Annotated in this window: 12 protein-coding genes; 3 read left to right on the plus strand and 9 right to left on the minus strand. The window is 73.2% G+C overall.

Annotation, left to right across the window (positions count from 1 at the left end; all coding sequences use genetic code 11):
* Nucleotides 1–43 precede the first annotated feature (43 nt).
* The 8 genes from ACFYPA_RS07585 to rimP form a co-directional block, all read right to left on the minus strand.
* Nucleotides 44–3,703 carry a trypsin-like peptidase domain-containing protein gene (locus tag ACFYPA_RS07585; RefSeq protein ID WP_389130471.1) on the minus strand — a complete coding sequence of 1,220 codons (3,660 nt, stop codon included), beginning with the start codon at nucleotides 3,701–3,703 and terminating at the stop codon, nucleotides 44–46.
* A 196-nt stretch (nucleotides 3,704–3,899) separates the two neighbouring features.
* Nucleotides 3,900–4,856, minus strand: coding sequence for a tRNA pseudouridine(55) synthase TruB (gene truB, locus ACFYPA_RS07590; protein WP_389130473.1), 957 nt, complete (start codon nucleotides 4,854–4,856; stop codon nucleotides 3,900–3,902).
* On the minus strand, nucleotides 4,853–5,296 hold the full coding sequence (gene rbfA, locus ACFYPA_RS07595; protein WP_359077714.1) for a 30S ribosome-binding factor RbfA: 444 nt from the start codon (nucleotides 5,294–5,296) through the stop codon (nucleotides 4,853–4,855). Before rbfA ends, truB begins: the two co-directional genes overlap by 4 nt.
* Before the next feature lie 100 nt (nucleotides 5,297–5,396).
* A complete protein-coding gene (locus ACFYPA_RS07600) occupies nucleotides 5,397–5,693 on the minus strand; it encodes a DUF503 domain-containing protein (protein ID WP_326739190.1) in 297 nt (98 codons plus the stop codon).
* Between the two features lie 137 nt (nucleotides 5,694–5,830).
* Nucleotides 5,831–8,968, minus strand: a complete 3,138-nt coding sequence (gene infB, locus ACFYPA_RS07605) for a translation initiation factor IF-2 (protein WP_389130478.1) — start codon at nucleotides 8,966–8,968, stop codon at nucleotides 5,831–5,833.
* Nucleotides 8,969–9,116: 148 nt separating this feature from the next.
* Nucleotides 9,117–9,395, minus strand: a complete 279-nt coding sequence (locus ACFYPA_RS07610; RefSeq protein ID WP_359077709.1) for a YlxR family protein — start codon at nucleotides 9,393–9,395, stop codon at nucleotides 9,117–9,119.
* Between the two features lie 158 nt (nucleotides 9,396–9,553).
* Complete coding sequence (gene nusA, locus ACFYPA_RS07615; protein ID WP_219571906.1) at nucleotides 9,554–10,594, minus strand: transcription termination factor NusA; 1,041 nt, start codon at nucleotides 10,592–10,594, stop codon at nucleotides 9,554–9,556.
* Between the two features lie 2 nt (nucleotides 10,595–10,596).
* Nucleotides 10,597–11,094 (minus strand): ribosome maturation factor RimP, encoded by a 498-nt coding sequence (rimP, locus tag ACFYPA_RS07620; protein ID WP_359077707.1) that lies wholly within the window; start codon nucleotides 11,092–11,094, stop codon nucleotides 10,597–10,599.
* 177 nt (nucleotides 11,095–11,271) lie between these two features.
* On the opposite strand from rimP, the gene ACFYPA_RS07625 reads away from it, so the two are divergent.
* Genes ACFYPA_RS07625 through ACFYPA_RS07635 form a run of 3 tightly spaced genes read left to right on the plus strand, consistent with a single transcriptional unit; the run spans nucleotide 11,272 to nucleotide 13,270 of the window.
* Nucleotides 11,272–11,811, plus strand: coding sequence for a hypothetical protein (locus tag ACFYPA_RS07625; protein WP_359317094.1), 540 nt, complete (start codon nucleotides 11,272–11,274; stop codon nucleotides 11,809–11,811).
* A complete protein-coding gene (locus ACFYPA_RS07630; RefSeq protein ID WP_359077703.1) occupies nucleotides 11,808–12,335 on the plus strand; it encodes a ferritin-like domain-containing protein in 528 nt (175 codons plus the stop codon). The genes ACFYPA_RS07625 and ACFYPA_RS07630 overlap by 4 nt, the downstream gene beginning before the upstream one ends.
* Nucleotides 12,336–12,364: 29 nt before the next feature.
* On the plus strand, nucleotides 12,365–13,270 hold the full coding sequence (locus ACFYPA_RS07635) for an aminoglycoside phosphotransferase family protein (RefSeq protein ID WP_359077701.1): 906 nt from the start codon (nucleotides 12,365–12,367) through the stop codon (nucleotides 13,268–13,270).
* 85 nt (nucleotides 13,271–13,355) lie between these two features.
* On the opposite strand, the gene ACFYPA_RS07640 is transcribed toward ACFYPA_RS07635, so the two are convergent.
* Complete coding sequence (locus tag ACFYPA_RS07640) at nucleotides 13,356–15,056, minus strand: proline--tRNA ligase (protein WP_359317097.1); 1,701 nt, start codon at nucleotides 15,054–15,056, stop codon at nucleotides 13,356–13,358.
* Nucleotides 15,057–15,104 lie beyond the last annotated feature (48 nt).

The raw sequence follows: 15,104 nt of genomic DNA on the forward strand, positions 1-15,104 counted from the left end.
TCTGACCGCTCCTCGCCCGAACCTGTGTACGTGGGTGTGTCTCTTACGCAGGTCTAAGACTGCCATGCTCACGCCCTGCGGCCTGCATCGGCATGGTCATCGGGGCTCCGAGGGCCTCGACCGTGTGCCGCGCGCTGGGCCCGACGACCGCCGCCCACTCCTGCGGGGCCTCGGCCAGCCACCCGATGACCAGAGTCCCGAACCCGGGCACGTCACGGGCGAGTACGACCAGCAGGCGGTCGAACACACCGGCCCCTTCGGGGGTACGGACCAGCAGCATCCCGGTGCGGTGCACCAGGGCCCGGGTGCGGGCCGGTGACCGCGCCGCGCTGCCGGTCGCGGCGGCCCGCAGCAGCGCCTCCAGCACGACCGGGTCCCGGCGGCCGGCGCCCTCCTCGAAGTCCAGCAGCACTTCCAGCAGGGTGTCCCGCAGGTGCTGGGACGAAGGGCTGCCGGGCGAGGCCAGCACCCCGGCGAGCGAGCCCCGGACCGGCGCGGGCGCCGGGCGGTCCCGGAGCAGACCGCTCACCAGGGGAAGCAGCAGGGCCCGGGCGGCGGGCCCGTGCTCCAGCCTGCGGTCGAGGTACGCGGCGGTGTGCGAGGTGTCCCCGGGGTGGCTCTCGACGAAGGCGCGTACGAGCCCGGCGGTGTGCAGGGCCAGCGCCGGCGCGTCGATCCCCGCGAGGGCGCGGAGCACCTCACCCGCGCCGTCCCCGGGCCGTGCGAGCCGCTCCCGGTACGCGGCCAGCACCGGCTCCGGATGGGTGGGCAGCGCGACGGCGAGCGCGGCGGCGGACACCTTCGGCCCGTCCCCGGTGAAGGCCCTCAGGGCTTGCGGCAGACAGCGGTCCCGGGTCTGCGGATCGGCCACGAGCAGGGCGAGCGCCGAGCCGTGCAGATCGGCGTCGGCGGGGCGGGCGAGCAGGGCGAGCGCGGCGCGGCGCAGCAGCGCGCGATCCGTGTCGCGGGTCAGGTGCGGGGCCACGAGCGCTCCGTACGAGGCTGCCGCGATCCGGCGGGCACGGCGGTCCTCGTCGCGGGACCACCGCTCGACGGCCCGGCAGAGCGCCGCCGGTTCGTCCTCGGCCAGTGCGGCGAGCAGTTCGTCGGCGCGGGGGTGGCCGGACGAGACGAGTGCGTCGGTGAGGTCGTCCACGGCGAGGTCGCGGCGGGCGTGGAGGAGCGCCTGCGCCGCCGCCGCGACGGTGGGCCGCGGGACGACACCCGCCTCCGCCGCGAGCGGCTGCTCGTCGGTGAACCAGGTGCACAGGAGGGGCTGGAGCACACGGGGATGGGCGGCGAACCGCCGGGCCACGGCGTCCAGGAAACGATCGCCGTCACCGTCGCCGCGCGGTGGCCCGTCGGCCGGGACGAGCCGCCGGAACAGATCCATCCGGTCCGCCTCGGGCAGCCGCAGCCGCCGCCAGAACCACGGACCGAACTCGGCGTACGCAGCCCGCGCACCGGTCCCGCCGGCATCGGCCGAGCTGCGGACGACGCGCCCGGCGAGCAGCCGGAGCACACCGAGGTGCGGCCGGGCGTCGGGGACCCGCAGGAGCGTCTCGGACAGCAGGTGCCCCGCCCACCAGCGCGCGTCGAAGGACGACACGACGGCATCGCGCTCCACGGCCCGGGTTGCCTTCGCGGTCTGCGCCGCCTGCGCGGCCTGTGTCGTCTCCCCCGTCGGCAGCCGGTCCAGCGCCTCGATCAGGTCGGCCAGCCGGTGGGCCAGGGCGGCCGGGCCCTGGCGGCGGCCCAGGAGCAGGAGCGCCTGGATCACCGGGCCGATCCGGTGGCGCGGCACGGGAAGGCTGTGCTGCCCCGGTGCGCGCGCCGGGGGTTCCCCGCCCGGCCGGCGCGGATGCGGCACCCGGCCCTCGCCCTCCACGGCCGCCGCCTCCGCGTGCCACCGGTGCACCAGCGCCCGCAGTGCGGCGTCCAGGTCCAGATGCGCCCCCTGGATCCAGTCCCCCAACTCCTCGTGCGCGAACCGGTATCCCGCCCCTGCCGGGACCAGCAGGCCCTCGGCCAGCACCGCCGACGCCCAGCCGGTGCGCCACGGGAAGACCTCCTCGAACGCGGCCCGGTCCAGCTCCCCCTGCCCCGGCCCCAGGCAGCGCCTGGCCGCCTCGTGGACCTGGCCCGCCACCCGCGCCGCGAGCCGCCGCACCACCGCCCCGTGCGGCGCGGGACGCCACTGGGCGGCGATCCGGACCGCGACGCGCAGGCACATGAGGTCCAGGTGGGCGCCGAAGACCTCCTCCGTGCCGGGGCGCCCCGGGGTGTCCGCGGGCAGGGCCTCGCGCACTTCCGCGAGGAGCCGCAGCGTGAGCGGATGCCGGTCGTGGCCGACGGCGAGCGCGTCGGGCGGGAGGGCGTACCGCTCCCGGGCCCGCTCGGCCTGGCCCACGGTCAGGTCGCCGATGCGGACGGCCGAGGGGAGCCGCCCGGCGGGACGGGCCGGGCGGTGCAGCGCACCGGGCGGGTGGAGCGCGCCCGCGCTCTCCCAGTGTTCGGGCCGGCAGGCGACGACGAGGCGCGCCCCGTGTTCCCGCAGCCAGGCGACCGTGCCCGCCGTCCACCGTGGCAGCCGGTGTGCCAGGACGGGCGGCATTTCCTCGGGGCCGTCCAGCAGGACGAGCAGTGGGCTGCCGGTGTCCGCGGCCAGCCGCGCCACCCGCTCGGGAGTGGCGGCCGCCATGTCCCCTGCGGCTCCGGCGGCGGTGACGATGCGCCCGGCCTGCCGGAGCGTGCGGGCGATCGCGTCGGCGACGGAGGCGTCCCCGGCCAGCAGATCGGCGCCGCGCAGCCACAGGGTGAGCTCGGGTGCCGGGCCCCGGGCCCGGCGTGCGGCGAGCGCCGCGAGTTCGGTGGTGCGGCCGGTGCCCGGCGCTCCGACCAGCGCGAGGACCACCGCGGCTTCATGCGCGTCCCCGTCCGGAGCGGCCGCCGCGAAGGCGTCGCACTCCGCGACGACGTCGGGCCGTTCCACCGGATCGGGCCAGGCGCCGGGGCCGCCCGGTGAGCCGACGGACGTGGCGGTCAGCTGGAGCGCACCCGCCGCGTTGAGATCGGCCCCGTAACCGGGTACGCCCCTCGCGTTGCGCCGCAGCAGCGCACCCAGCGGGTGGTCCCGGTCCGGGCCGGCCAGCGGCACCGCGCATCCGGCGACGGCGTGCCCGGCGCGCAGGGCGGAGCCGAGGACGGCGATGACGGCGCCGCTCTCCGGGTCCAGGACGGGCCCACCGACGGCCGCGCCGCCGAGCCGGAGCGCATCGCTGCCGTCCGTGCCGAGGGCCAGCTCCAGCGCCCGGCCGATCGTGTGGGTGCGCCCGCAGGCGGTGTACGTCACCGGGGTCGCGCCGAGGACGCGCGCCTCGCGCCAGCCGTGCGCGGCGATCGTCACGTACGTACCGGCGTCGACCCGCTTCCGCGCGCCGATCGGCAGGGGCGGGACGCCGAGGACATCCGGGCCGCCGGTGGGCAGGAGCGCGAGGTCCAGTTCCGGCAGGGCGGTGATGTCGTGGGCCTCGACGCGGCAGTCCCGGCCGTCCGCGCCGCGGAGCAGGAGGTGCGGGAGGCCGTCGACCGCCTCGTGACTGGTCACGACCGTGCCGCGGTCGTCCGCGACGAAGCCAGTCCCCCGCGGCCGGCCCGCCGGATCACACAGTCGTACCAGCGTCGCCCGGTCCCCGCATCCCATGATCCGACGTTAGGGCGGCGATGATCGGCGCGGGCAGCGATCGGGGTAAAAGCGCCCCGTTCGCACCCCCGATTCACTCCGAGCGCCTGCCCGTTGGTGTGAATCGGTGGCGTTCGCCGGACAGAATGCAGTGGGGGGACGTGGGGCGGGCCCGGGGGGGCCCTGCCCGCTCCACGACGGGGTCTCCCCCGGAAGGTCAGGCGAAGACGGCGAGGCTCTTGGCCTTGCCCTTCTGCTCCTCGACGAGGACCAGGAACCGCCCGTCGGGCCCGAAGACCGCGACCGGACCCGGCGGGTAGGCGGGCATGTCGAGCCGCACGCCGTTGAGCAGCAGCTTGGCCCGCCTCTCGTCGACGTCCCAGCGGGGGAACGCCGAGTCGGCGGCCTCGGCCACCGGCATCACGACGAGCTCCTCCTGGTGCTGGTCGAGCGTCCGCGCGCCATCGAGACCGTACGGACCGACGCGGGTGCGCCGCAGGGCGGTCAGATGGCCGCCCACGCCGAGCCCGGCGCCGAGGTCGCGGGCGATCGCCCGGATGTACGTACCGGAGGAGCAGACCACGGAGACGACGAGGTCGACGACCGGGGTGCCGTCCTCGGCGACGGCCTCGCGGACGTCGTAGACGCGGAAGGACGAGATGGTCACCGGCCGGGCCGGGATCTCGAACTCCTCACCGCCGCGCACCCGTGCGTAGGACCGCTTGCCGTCGATCTTGATGGCGCTGACCTTGGAGGGCACCTGCATGATGGCGCCGGTCAGCGCGGCGACTCCCGCGTCGATGCCCTCGCGCGTCACAGCGGAGGCGTCGGTGGACGAGGTGATCTCGCCCTCCGCGTCGTCCGTGACGGTGTCCTGGCCGAGCCGGATCGTACCGAGGTACTCCTTCTCGGTCAGCGCGAGGTGGCCGAGGAGCTTGGTGGCCTTCTCGACGCCGAGCACGAGCACGCCGGTCGCCATCGGGTCCAGCGTGCCGGCGTGACCGACGCGGCGGGTCCGGGCGATGCCGCGCATCTTGGCGACGACGTCGTGCGAAGTGAAGCCGGACGGCTTGTCGACGATGACAAGTCCGCTCTCCCTCGGCCCGCCGCCACCCTTGCCCGAGGCCGCCGCGCTCCCGCTCCCTTCCTGGGGCGTCTTGTTCTGCGCTGTCATTCGGAGGCGGTGTCCTCGTCCTCCGGCTTGCGGTACGGGTCCGCGTCGCCGGCGAACGTGGCGCCCGAGGACGCCTCGCGCACCTTGGCGTCCGAGGCCCGTACCCGGTCGAGGAGGTCCTCGATCGCCTTGGCGTTCTCGGGCAGCGCGTCCGCCACGAAGGAGAGGGTGGGGGTGAACTTCGTCCCCGCCGCGGAGCCGACCGCGGAGCGCAGGATGCCCTTGGCGCTCTCCAGGCCGGCCGCCGCGCTCGCCCGCTCCTCGTCGTCGCCGTAGACCGTGTAGAAGACCGTGGCCTCCCGCAGGTCGCCGGTGACGCGGGTGTCCGTGATGGTCACGTGCGTACCCAGGCGCGGGTCCTTGATCCCACGCTGCAGTTTCTCGGCGACCACCTCCTGGATGAGGTCCGCCAGCTTCTTAGCCCGCGCGTTGTCGGCCACTGGTCCGTCTCCTTCTCGCTTTGGACCGATCCGGGAACCGGGGGGCGGCGTCGCGCGGCTGCGCGCGTGCCTTCACCCACGATTCCCGGCCGGGTCCTGCTCAATCGTCTTCGTCGCTGTGCAGCCGCCGCCGTACGGACAGCAGCTCCACTTCCGGCCGGCCGGCGACCAGCCGCTCGCACCGGTCGAGTACGTCTGTGAGGTGTCCGGTGTCCCCGGAGACCACGGCGAGGCCGATCTCGGCCCTGCGATGGAGGTCCTGACCGCCCGTCTCCGCCACGCTCACCGCGTACTTGCGCTGAAGCTCGGCAACGATCGGACGGACTATGGAGCGCTTCTCCTTCAGCGACCGTACGTCGCCGAGAAGCAGATCGAAGGACAGTGTCCCCACATACATGTGTGTCCGGATGTCCCGCCGGTTCGGGTTCGCGCCCCGCCGTTGATTGGCAGGGACACAAGAACCGTACACGGAACGGCCGGGGCCGATCGACGGATATACGTCCCGTCGACCGGCCCCGACTGTTGAGGTACGGGTCAGCCTCGCGGCTTCTCGCGCATCTCGTACGTCGCGATGACGTCGTCGATCTTGATGTCGTTGAAGTTCCCGAGGTTGATACCGCCCTCGAAGCCTTCGCGGATCTCGGTGACGTCGTCCTTGAAGCGGCGCAGACCGGAGATGTTGAGGTTCTCCGCGATGACCTTGCCATCGCGCAGCAGGCGCGCCTTGGTGTTGCGCTTGACCTCGCCGGACCGGACCAGCACACCGGCGATGTTGCCCAGCTTGGACGAGCGGAAGATCTCGCGGATCTCCGCCGTACCGAGCTCGACCTCTTCGTACTCCGGCTTGAGCATGCCCTTGAGGGCCGCTTCGATCTCTTCGATCGCCTGGTAGATGACCGAGTAGTACCGGACGTCCACGCCTTCGCGGTCGGCCATCTGCGCGGCACGCCCTGCGGCGCGCACGTTGAAGCCGATCACGATGGCGTCGGAGCCGGTCGCCAGGTTGATGTCCGACTCAGTGACCGCACCCACACCGCGGTGCAGGACCCGGATGTCGACCTCTTCACCGACGTCGAGCTGGAGCAGCGAGGACTCGAGAGCCTCCACCGAACCGGACGCGTCGCCCTTGATGATGAGGTTGAGCTCCTGGACCAGACCGGCCTTGAGCGCCTCGTCCAGGTTCTCCAGGGAGAACCGGACACCCTTGCGGGCGAAGTTGGCGTTGCGCTCACGAGCGGCACGCTTCTCGGCGATCTGACGGGCCGTACGGTCCTCGTCGACGACCAGGAAGTTGTCGCCGGCACCCGGGACGTTGGTGAGACCCAGCACGAGGACGGGGGTCGAGGGACCCGCTTCCTCGACGTTCTCGCCCTTGTCGTCGAGCATCGCGCGGACTCGGCCGTAAGCGTCGCCGACGACGACCGTGTCGCCGATACGCAGCGTGCCGCGCTGGACCAGGACAGTCGAGACGGCACCGCGACCACGGTCGAGGTGGGACTCGATCGCAATACCCTGAGCGTCCTGCTCCGGGTTGGCCCGCAGGTCGAGCGAGGCGTCGGCGGTGAGGACGACGGCCTCCAGAAGAGCCTCGATGTTGAGGCCCTGCTTGGCGGAGATGTCGACGAACATCGTGTCGCCGCCGTACTCCTCGGCCACCAGACCGAACTCGGTGAGCTGACCGCGCACCTTGACCGGGTCGGCACCCTCGACGTCGATCTTGTTGACCGCGACCACGATCGGCACGTCGGCCGCCTTGGCGTGGTTCAGCGCCTCGATCGTCTGGGGCATCACACCGTCGTTCGCCGCCACCACGAGGATCGCGATGTCGGTGGACTTCGCACCACGTGCACGCATGGCGGTGAACGCCTCGTGACCCGGGGTGTCGATGAAGGTGATCCTGCGGTCCTCGCCATTGACCTCGGCGCCGACCTGGTACGCACCGATGTGCTGCGTGATACCGCCGGCCTCGCCCGCGATGACGTTCGTCTTGCGGATCGCGTCCAGCAGTCGGGTCTTACCGTGGTCGACGTGACCCATGACGGTCACGACCGGCGGACGGGAGACCAGGGCCTCTTCGCCGCCCTCGTCCTCGCCGAACTCGATGTCGAAGGACTCGAGCAGCTCGCGGTCCTCCTCCTCGGGGCTGACGATCTCCAGGACGAAGTTCATCTCGTCCGCGAGCATCTTCAGCGTCTCGTCGGGGACGGACTGCGTCGCGGTGACCATCTCGCCGAGGTTCATCATCACGCCGACGAGCGACGCCGGGTTGGCGTTGATCTTCTCGGCGAAGTCGGTGAGGGAAGCACCGCGGGACAGCCGGACAGCCTGCCCGTTGCCGCGGGGCAGCATGACGCCGCCCACCGACGGGGCCTGCATCGACTCGTACTCCTGGCGCCTCTGCCGCTTCGACTTGCGACCACGACGCGCGGGACCGCCGGGACGGCCGAAGGCGCCCTGCGTGCCACCACGGCCACCGGGACCACCGGGACGCCCGCCGAAGCCGGGACGACCGCCGAAGCCGCCGCCGCCACCCGGACGACCGGGAGCGCCACCGCCGCCACCGGGACGACCGGCGAAACCGCCGCCGCCGCCACCGGGACCGGCCGGACGGCCTGCGAAGCCGCCGCCGCCACCGGGACGGCCTGCACCGCCACCGCCGCCGGGACGACCGCCGCCGCCACCGGGACCACGGCCACCGCCGGGGCCACCACCGGGACGCGGGCCGGCAGCGGGACGCTGCGGCATCATGCCCGGGTTCGGACGGTTACCGCCGGCGCCGGGGGCGCCGCCGGGACGAGGGGACTGCGGGCGCGGCATGCCGCCGGGAGACGGACGTGCGCCGCCCTGGCCCTGACCCTGCGGACGCGGGGCGCCGCCGGGGCCGCCCTGCGGACGCGGGGCGCCGGGGCGCTCCGAGCCGCCACCGGGACGCGGGGCGCCGCCGGGACGGGGCGACTGCGGACGGGCCATGCCCGTCGAGCCACCGGAGGTGAAGGGGTTGTTGCCCGGACGGGGACCGGCCGGACGGGCACCGCCGGGGCGCGGGGCGCCCTGACCCGCGGGGCGTGCGGGGCGCTCGGCGCCACGCTCTCCACCGCGGCCGCCGTCACGCTGACCACCCTCACGGCCACCGTCGCGCTGGCCGCCGGCCGGAGCCGGACGGGAAGCGGCGGGACGGGGGCCCGGGGTGGCACCCGCGGGACGCGGGGCCTGCTGCTGCTGCGGCGCTGCCGGCTGGGCCGGTTCCGGAGCCGAGAACTCGGCTGCGGGCACCGGGGTGACCGGGGCGGCCTTGGGCGCCGGCTTGGGGCCCGGACGCGGGCCCGCGGACGGCGCGGAAGGTGCGGCGGGGGTGCTGCTCGGGGCCTCGGCGGCGGCCGGCTTGGGGGCCGGTGCGCCGGGCTTCGGGGCAGCAGGACGTGCCGCAGCGGCCGGGGAGGGCGCTGCGGGCTTCACGGGGGCGGCCTTACGGGGCGCGCCCGGCTTCGCAGCGGACTTGCCGGCGTTGCCGCCGGGCCCCTGCAGTGCGTCAGTCAACTTGCGTACAACCGGCGCCTCGATCGTCGAGGACGCCGAACGTACGAATTCACCGAGTTCTTGGAGCTTGGCCATGACGACCTTGCTCTCAACCCCGAACTCCTTGGCGAGTTCGTATACCCGGACCTTAGCCACTTCGCTCCTTTTAGGTCCGGGTTACCGCCGGACCGTCGCTACTTCATGGGCGTACTCATCGCGTACTCATCGAGTGCTCATCGCAATCTCGACCTACTTCCAACTCGCGAGGTACCTGACCGCACGGGGACCCGTGCCGTTCAATTTCTTACGGTGTCGCCCGCTCGACGAACCGCTGCACCGCAGCGGGGTCGAACGGCCCCTTGGCCTTGAAGGCCCGGGGGAAGGCCCGGCGGCGAACCGCCAGGTCCAGACAGACGGAGACGGGGTGAACGTATGCACCCCGGCCGGGCAGCGTACCGCGAGGATCGGGGACGCATGCATCCCCGTCCACCACGATGCGCAGCAACTCGCTCTTGGCCGCTCGCTCCCGGCATCCCACACAGGTTCGTTCGGGGCAAGCGCGAGCATGCGTCCGGCCAGACACGTTTAAGTCTACCTCCCCGCACCGACCTCACCCCTTTGGGGCAAGAATCGAACGGATGTTGTCGTGATCTCAGCGGCGTGTCGACGAGATCTATTCCTTGTCGCCCCGCCGGCCCGGCCCGGGCAGAGCCCGACCGGACCATCGGGATCGTCGTCCGGTCAGCGCCGCTCGGAGCGCTCCCGGGCCCGCTCGGCCCGCTCACGGTCCGCGACGTCGCGCTCGGCGTCGGTCTCGGTGTCCGGGCGGATGTCGATGCGCCAGCCCGTCAGACGGGCGGCCAGACGGGCGTTCTGCCCCTCCTTGCCGATCGCCAGCGACAGCTGGTAGTCCGGCACGGTGACCCGGGCGGAACGCGCGCCGAGGTCAACGACCTCGACCTCGCTCACCCGTGCGGGCGACAGCGCGTTGGCGACCATCTCGGCCGGGTCGTCCGACCAGTCCACGATGTCGATCTTCTCGCCGTGCAGCTCGGCCATGACATTGCGCACACGTCCACCCATCGGACCGATGCAGGCGCCCTTGGCGTTCAGGCCCGAGCGGGTGGAGCGCACGGCGATCTTGGAACGGTGGCCGGCCTCGCGGGCGATGGCGCAGATCTCGACCGAACCGTCGGCGATCTCCGGGACCTCCAGCGCGAAGAGCTTCTTCACAAGGTTGGGGTGGGTCCGCGACAGGGTCACGGACGGGCCGCGGACGCCCTTGGCGACGCGTACGACGTAGGTGCGCAGCCGCAGGCCGTGGGTGTACTCCTCGCCCGGGACCTGCTCCTGCACCGGCAGGATGGCTTCCAGCTTGCCGATGTCGACCAGGACGTTCTTCGGGTCCTTGCCCTGCTGGACGACGCCGGTGACGACATCGCCCTCGTGGCCCGCGTACTCGCCGAAGGTCCGGTCGTCCTCCGCGTCACGCAGCCGCTGCAGGATGACCTGCTTGGCGGTGGTCGCGGCGATCCGGCCGAAGCCCGACGGGGTGTCGTCGAACTCCTTGGGCTCCTGCCCCTCCTCGAGGTCGGCCGGGTCCTCCTTGGCCCACACGGTCACGTGGCCGCGCTCGTCCAGCTCCACACGCGCCCTGCGGTGGCTGCCGTCCGTGCGGTGGTACGCGATGAGGAGGGCCGATTCGATCGCCTCGACGAGCACGTCGAACGGGATCTCCTTGTCCTGCGCCAAGCCCTTCAGAAGCTTCACATCGATGTCCACGGCTACGCCTCCTCTTCCTTCTTGTCCTTGCGGTTGAATTCCAGCTCCACGCGCGCCTTGGCGATCTCGTCGAAGGCGATCCGGCGGGACGTGGGCTTGCGGCCCTTGACGCCCGGCACCTCGAGATCGAGGCCGTCCTCGTCGACCGCGAGGACGCGGGCCACCAGCTCGCCGCCCTCGTTCAGCGTCAGCCGGGCCAGACGGCCCGTGGCACGTACGTAGTGGCGGTGCTCCGTCAGCGGACGGTCGGCACCGGGAGAGCTGACCTCCAGGACGTACTCGTCCTCGCCCATCGCGTCGCTCTCGTCGAGCACGGCGGAGATCGCGCGGCTCAGATCCGCACAGGCGTCGAGCTCCACGCCCTCCTCGGAGTCCACGATGATCCGCAGCACCCGGCGACGGCCGGCCCGGGACACTTCGATCTCTTCCAGATCCAGCTGCTCGGCGCTGACGAGCGGTTCGACCAGCCCGCGCAGCCTCTCGCTCTGGGTGGTGCTCATCCGGGTGACTCCTCGGCCGCGTGTGCTGTTGTGGGGATCGTCGCGTGTCTGGTCAAAGGGTATCCGGTCCCAAGGGGTGTTGCTGTCCGCCGGCCCCCTGCGCGCGGGTACGCTCGCCAACGGTGATCACTTCCGGACAGATCCAGTCAAGACAGGTCCAGGCCCGAAGGAGAACAAGTGCGGCGCACGGGGACGACGCGCAGGGGAGCGCTGACCGCGACGGGAGCGATCGCCATGGGGGCGGTGCTGGCCGGCTGCGGCAGCGGAGGCGATGACGAGAGCGCCGGGCGCAAGGGCTCCGCACGGACCGGCGCACGGACCGCCGCCGAAGGCTCGTCGGCCGGCCGGGCGGAGACGTCGCTGCGGCTGGCGGCCCGCGACGTGAGCACCTCGCTCTTCGCCCAGTACGAGACCGTGGTCCGCGCCCACCCGGCGACCGCGCCCGGGCTCACTCCACTGCGGGACGCCGTCCGCGCCCACATCGCGGCCCTGGGCCCCGGCGCCGCACCCGGCCTCGTCCGGACCCGGCCCGGCACCGGCGACGCCCGGGCGGCGGTCAGGGAGCTGGCAGCCGCGGAGCGCCGCGCCGCCGCCTCGCACACCGAGGCGCTGATGAAGGCTCCGCCGGAGCTCGCCCGCCTGCTCGCGTCCGTCGCGGCGGCTGCCTCGGCCCACGCCTATCTGCTGACCGCACTGGCCAAGGAGACGAAGGCATGAGCGAGGACGGAACGCTGGAGGCCGCACAGGCGGCGCTGGCCGCCGAACACGCGACCGTGTACGGGTACGGGGTCGCGGGCGCCCGGGTCGCGGCGGAGCGCCGCGCCGAGGCCACCGCCGCGCATCACGCCCACCGGGCCCGGCGCGACGCGCTGGTACGGACGGTGCGCGACCTGGGCGGCGAACCGGCGGCCGCGGCTCCCGCGTACGCTCTGCCGTTCGCGGTACCGGACGCCGCCTCCGCGGTGCGTCTGGCCGCCGTGCTGGAGGACCGGGTCGCGGATGTGTACTCCGACCTCGTACGGGCCTCCGAGGGTGCTTTGCGGCGGTCGGCGGCGGACGCCCTCCGGGAGGCCGCGGTGCGCGCGGTCCGCTGGCGTGGCAGCGGCGTACCCTTTCCCGGGCTCGCCGAGCGGGCCGCGGACGGGTCCCGTACGGACGGGCCCGGCGAGAAGGACGACACGACCGGGGCACGGGCGAAGGCCGGGTCCGACGCGCAGGCCACTACCGGCACGACGCGCTGAAGAAGGCTCTGAAAGGGAACACGGCACGTATGGGTTTTGAACCGCCGCAGCGTCTGGTGCGAGCGCTCGGCGAGTCGTACGGGGATACGGCCGCCGCGCAATGGCTCGCGCGGCTTCCCGCGCTCACCGAGCAGGCACTGGCCGCGACCGGGCGGGAGTTGACCGTCGAACGGGTGGCCGCCCCGGGCGGGCGCAGCAGCCTGGTCCTGCTGGTACGTGCGGCCGACGGCACTCCGGCGGCGCTGAAGTTGGCCCCTGCCGGGGCGGACCCGGAGCTGGAGAGGGCGGCGCTGGCACACTGGAACGGCTGGGGCGCGGTGCAGCCGCTCGCGGCTGTGGACGGCGCCCTGCTGCTGGAGCGGCTGCACCCCGAGGTGTCGCTGCGCTCGCTCCCGGAGGCGAAGGCGCTGCTGGAGGCGGCCGGGACGGTGCGGCGGCTCTGGGTGGATCCGCCCGCCGGGCACGCCTTCGAGACGGTCGCCGGGCGCACCGGGCTGCGCACCGATGCGATGCGGGCATCCGCGGCGGCCGATCCCGCCCTGGAGCCCTTGGTGTCGGCGGCCCTGACTGCGCGGGACGAGCTGGTCACCCACTCCCCCGAGGCCCTGCTGCTGCACGGCAACTTCCGGCAGAGCAAGGTGCTTTCCGGCGAACGCGCGCCCTGGCTGACGGTCGGCCCCGAGCCGGTCGTCGGCGAGCGGGCCTACGACCTGGCGCGGCTGGTGCGGGACCGGGTCGAGGACCTGATCGCCTCGCCCGGTGGCGCGATGACCGCCCGGCGCAGGATCAAGAAGCTCGCGGACGCGCTGGACGTGGACCGCGAGCGGCTGCACGGCTGGACCCTGTTCCGTGCGGTGGAGTCGGGCACCCGGGCGCTGGCGGCCGGTCGACGCCAGGAGGGCGAAGTGACGCTGGAGTTCGCGGGCTGGCTGTAGGACGGACGCCTTCCGGGTCGGCCCGGATGCCGAAGGGCCCCGCACGGATGTCCGTGCGGGGCCCTTCGGCATGCGGCGGGGTGGGTCAGCCCTGATCGGTGAGGCGGGCGACCGCCTCGTCGACCGTGAGCTCCTCGCGCTCGCCCGTGCGGCGGTCCTTGAGCTCCAGGACGCCCTCGGCCGAGCGGCGGCCGGCGACCAGGATCTTCGGGACGCCGATGAGCTCGGAGTCGGTGAACTTGACGCCGGGCGAGATGCCCGGGCGGTCGTCGACCAGGACGCGCAGGCCGGCGGCGTTCAGCTTCTCGGAGACGTCGAGGGCGAGCTCCGTCTGGAGGGCCTTGCCCGCGGCGACGACGTGGACATCGGCCGGGGCGATCTCGCGGGGCCAGCACAGGCCCTTGTCGTCGGCGGTCTGCTCGGCGAGTGCGGCCACCGCGCGGGAGACGCCGATGCCGTACGAGCCCATCGTGACGCGGACGGGCTTGCCCTGCTGGCCGAGCACGTCGAGGGAGAAGATGTCGGCGTACTTGCGGCCGAGCTGGAAGATGTGACCGATCTCGATGGCACGGTCGACCTGGAGGCCGGCGCCACAGTTGGGGCAGGGGTCGCCCGCCTCGACGACGACGACGTCGAGGTGGTCGTCGACCTCGAAGTCGCGGCCCGCGACGACGTTCTTCGCGTGCTTGCCCTCCTTGTTGGCACCCGTGATCCAGGCGGTGCCGGCGGCGATGCGGGGGTCGGCGATGTAGCGGACCTTCTCCAGTCCCTGGGGGCCGACGTAGCCGCGGACCAGGTCGGGGCGGCCCACGAAGTCCTCGGCGGTGACGAGTTCGACGACGGCGGGGGCGAGGTGCTCGCCGAGCTTGCCGAGGTCGACCTCACGGTCGCCGGGCACGCCCACGGCCACGATCTCGCCGTCGACCTTGACCAGGAGGTTCTTCAGGGTGGCGGAGGCAGGGACGCCGAGGTGGGCGGCGAGCGTCTCGATGGTCGGGGTGTCGGGGGTGTCCAGCTCCTCGACGGCGGCGGTCGCCGAGCCGTCGACCGGGGTGGCCCTGTAGGTCACGGCCTCGGTGTTGGCGGCGTAGTCGCACTGGGGGCAGTCGACGAAGGTGTCCTCACCGGCGGGCGCGGGGGCGAGGAACTCCTCGGAGGCGGAGCCGCCCATGGCGCCGGAGACGGCGGAGACGATGCGGTGGTCCAGGCCGAGCCGCTCGAAGATCCGGATGTAGGCGGCGCGGTGCAGCTGGTACGCCTCGGCGAGACCCTCGTCGGTGGTGTCGAAGGAGTACGAGTCCTTCATCTGGAACTCGCGGCCGCGCAGCACACCGGCACGGGGGCGGGCCTCGTCGCGGTACTTCGTCTGGATCTGGTACAGGATCACGGGCAGGTCCTTGTAGGACGAGCACATGTCCTTGACGACCTGGGTGAAGACCTCTTCGTGCGTCGGGCCGAGGAGGTAGTCGGCGCCCTTGCGGTCCTTGAGCCGGAACAGCAGGTCGCCGTACTCGTCGTACCGGCCGCTCGCCTCGTACGCCTCCTTGGGGAGGAGCGCGGGGAGCAGGACCTCCTGGCCGCCGATGGCGTCCATCTCCTCGCGGACGACGCGGATCACGCTCTCCAGGACCTTCTTGCCGAGCGGCAGCCAGGACCAGATGCCGGCCGCGGTGCGGCGTACGTATCCGGCGCGGACGAGGAGCTTGTGGTTGAGCGTCTCGGCGTCCGCCGGGTCGTCGCGCAGTGTCTTGATCATCAATCGGGACATGCGCTGGACCTGGGCCATGATGAACTCCTGCTCGGAAGGGTGAGGTGGCCGAGGTTAGCCGGGCGG

The organism is Streptomyces sp. NPDC005775 (assembly GCF_042871565.1).
In the GTDB taxonomy this organism is placed as follows: domain Bacteria; phylum Actinomycetota; class Actinomycetes; order Streptomycetales; family Streptomycetaceae; genus Streptomyces.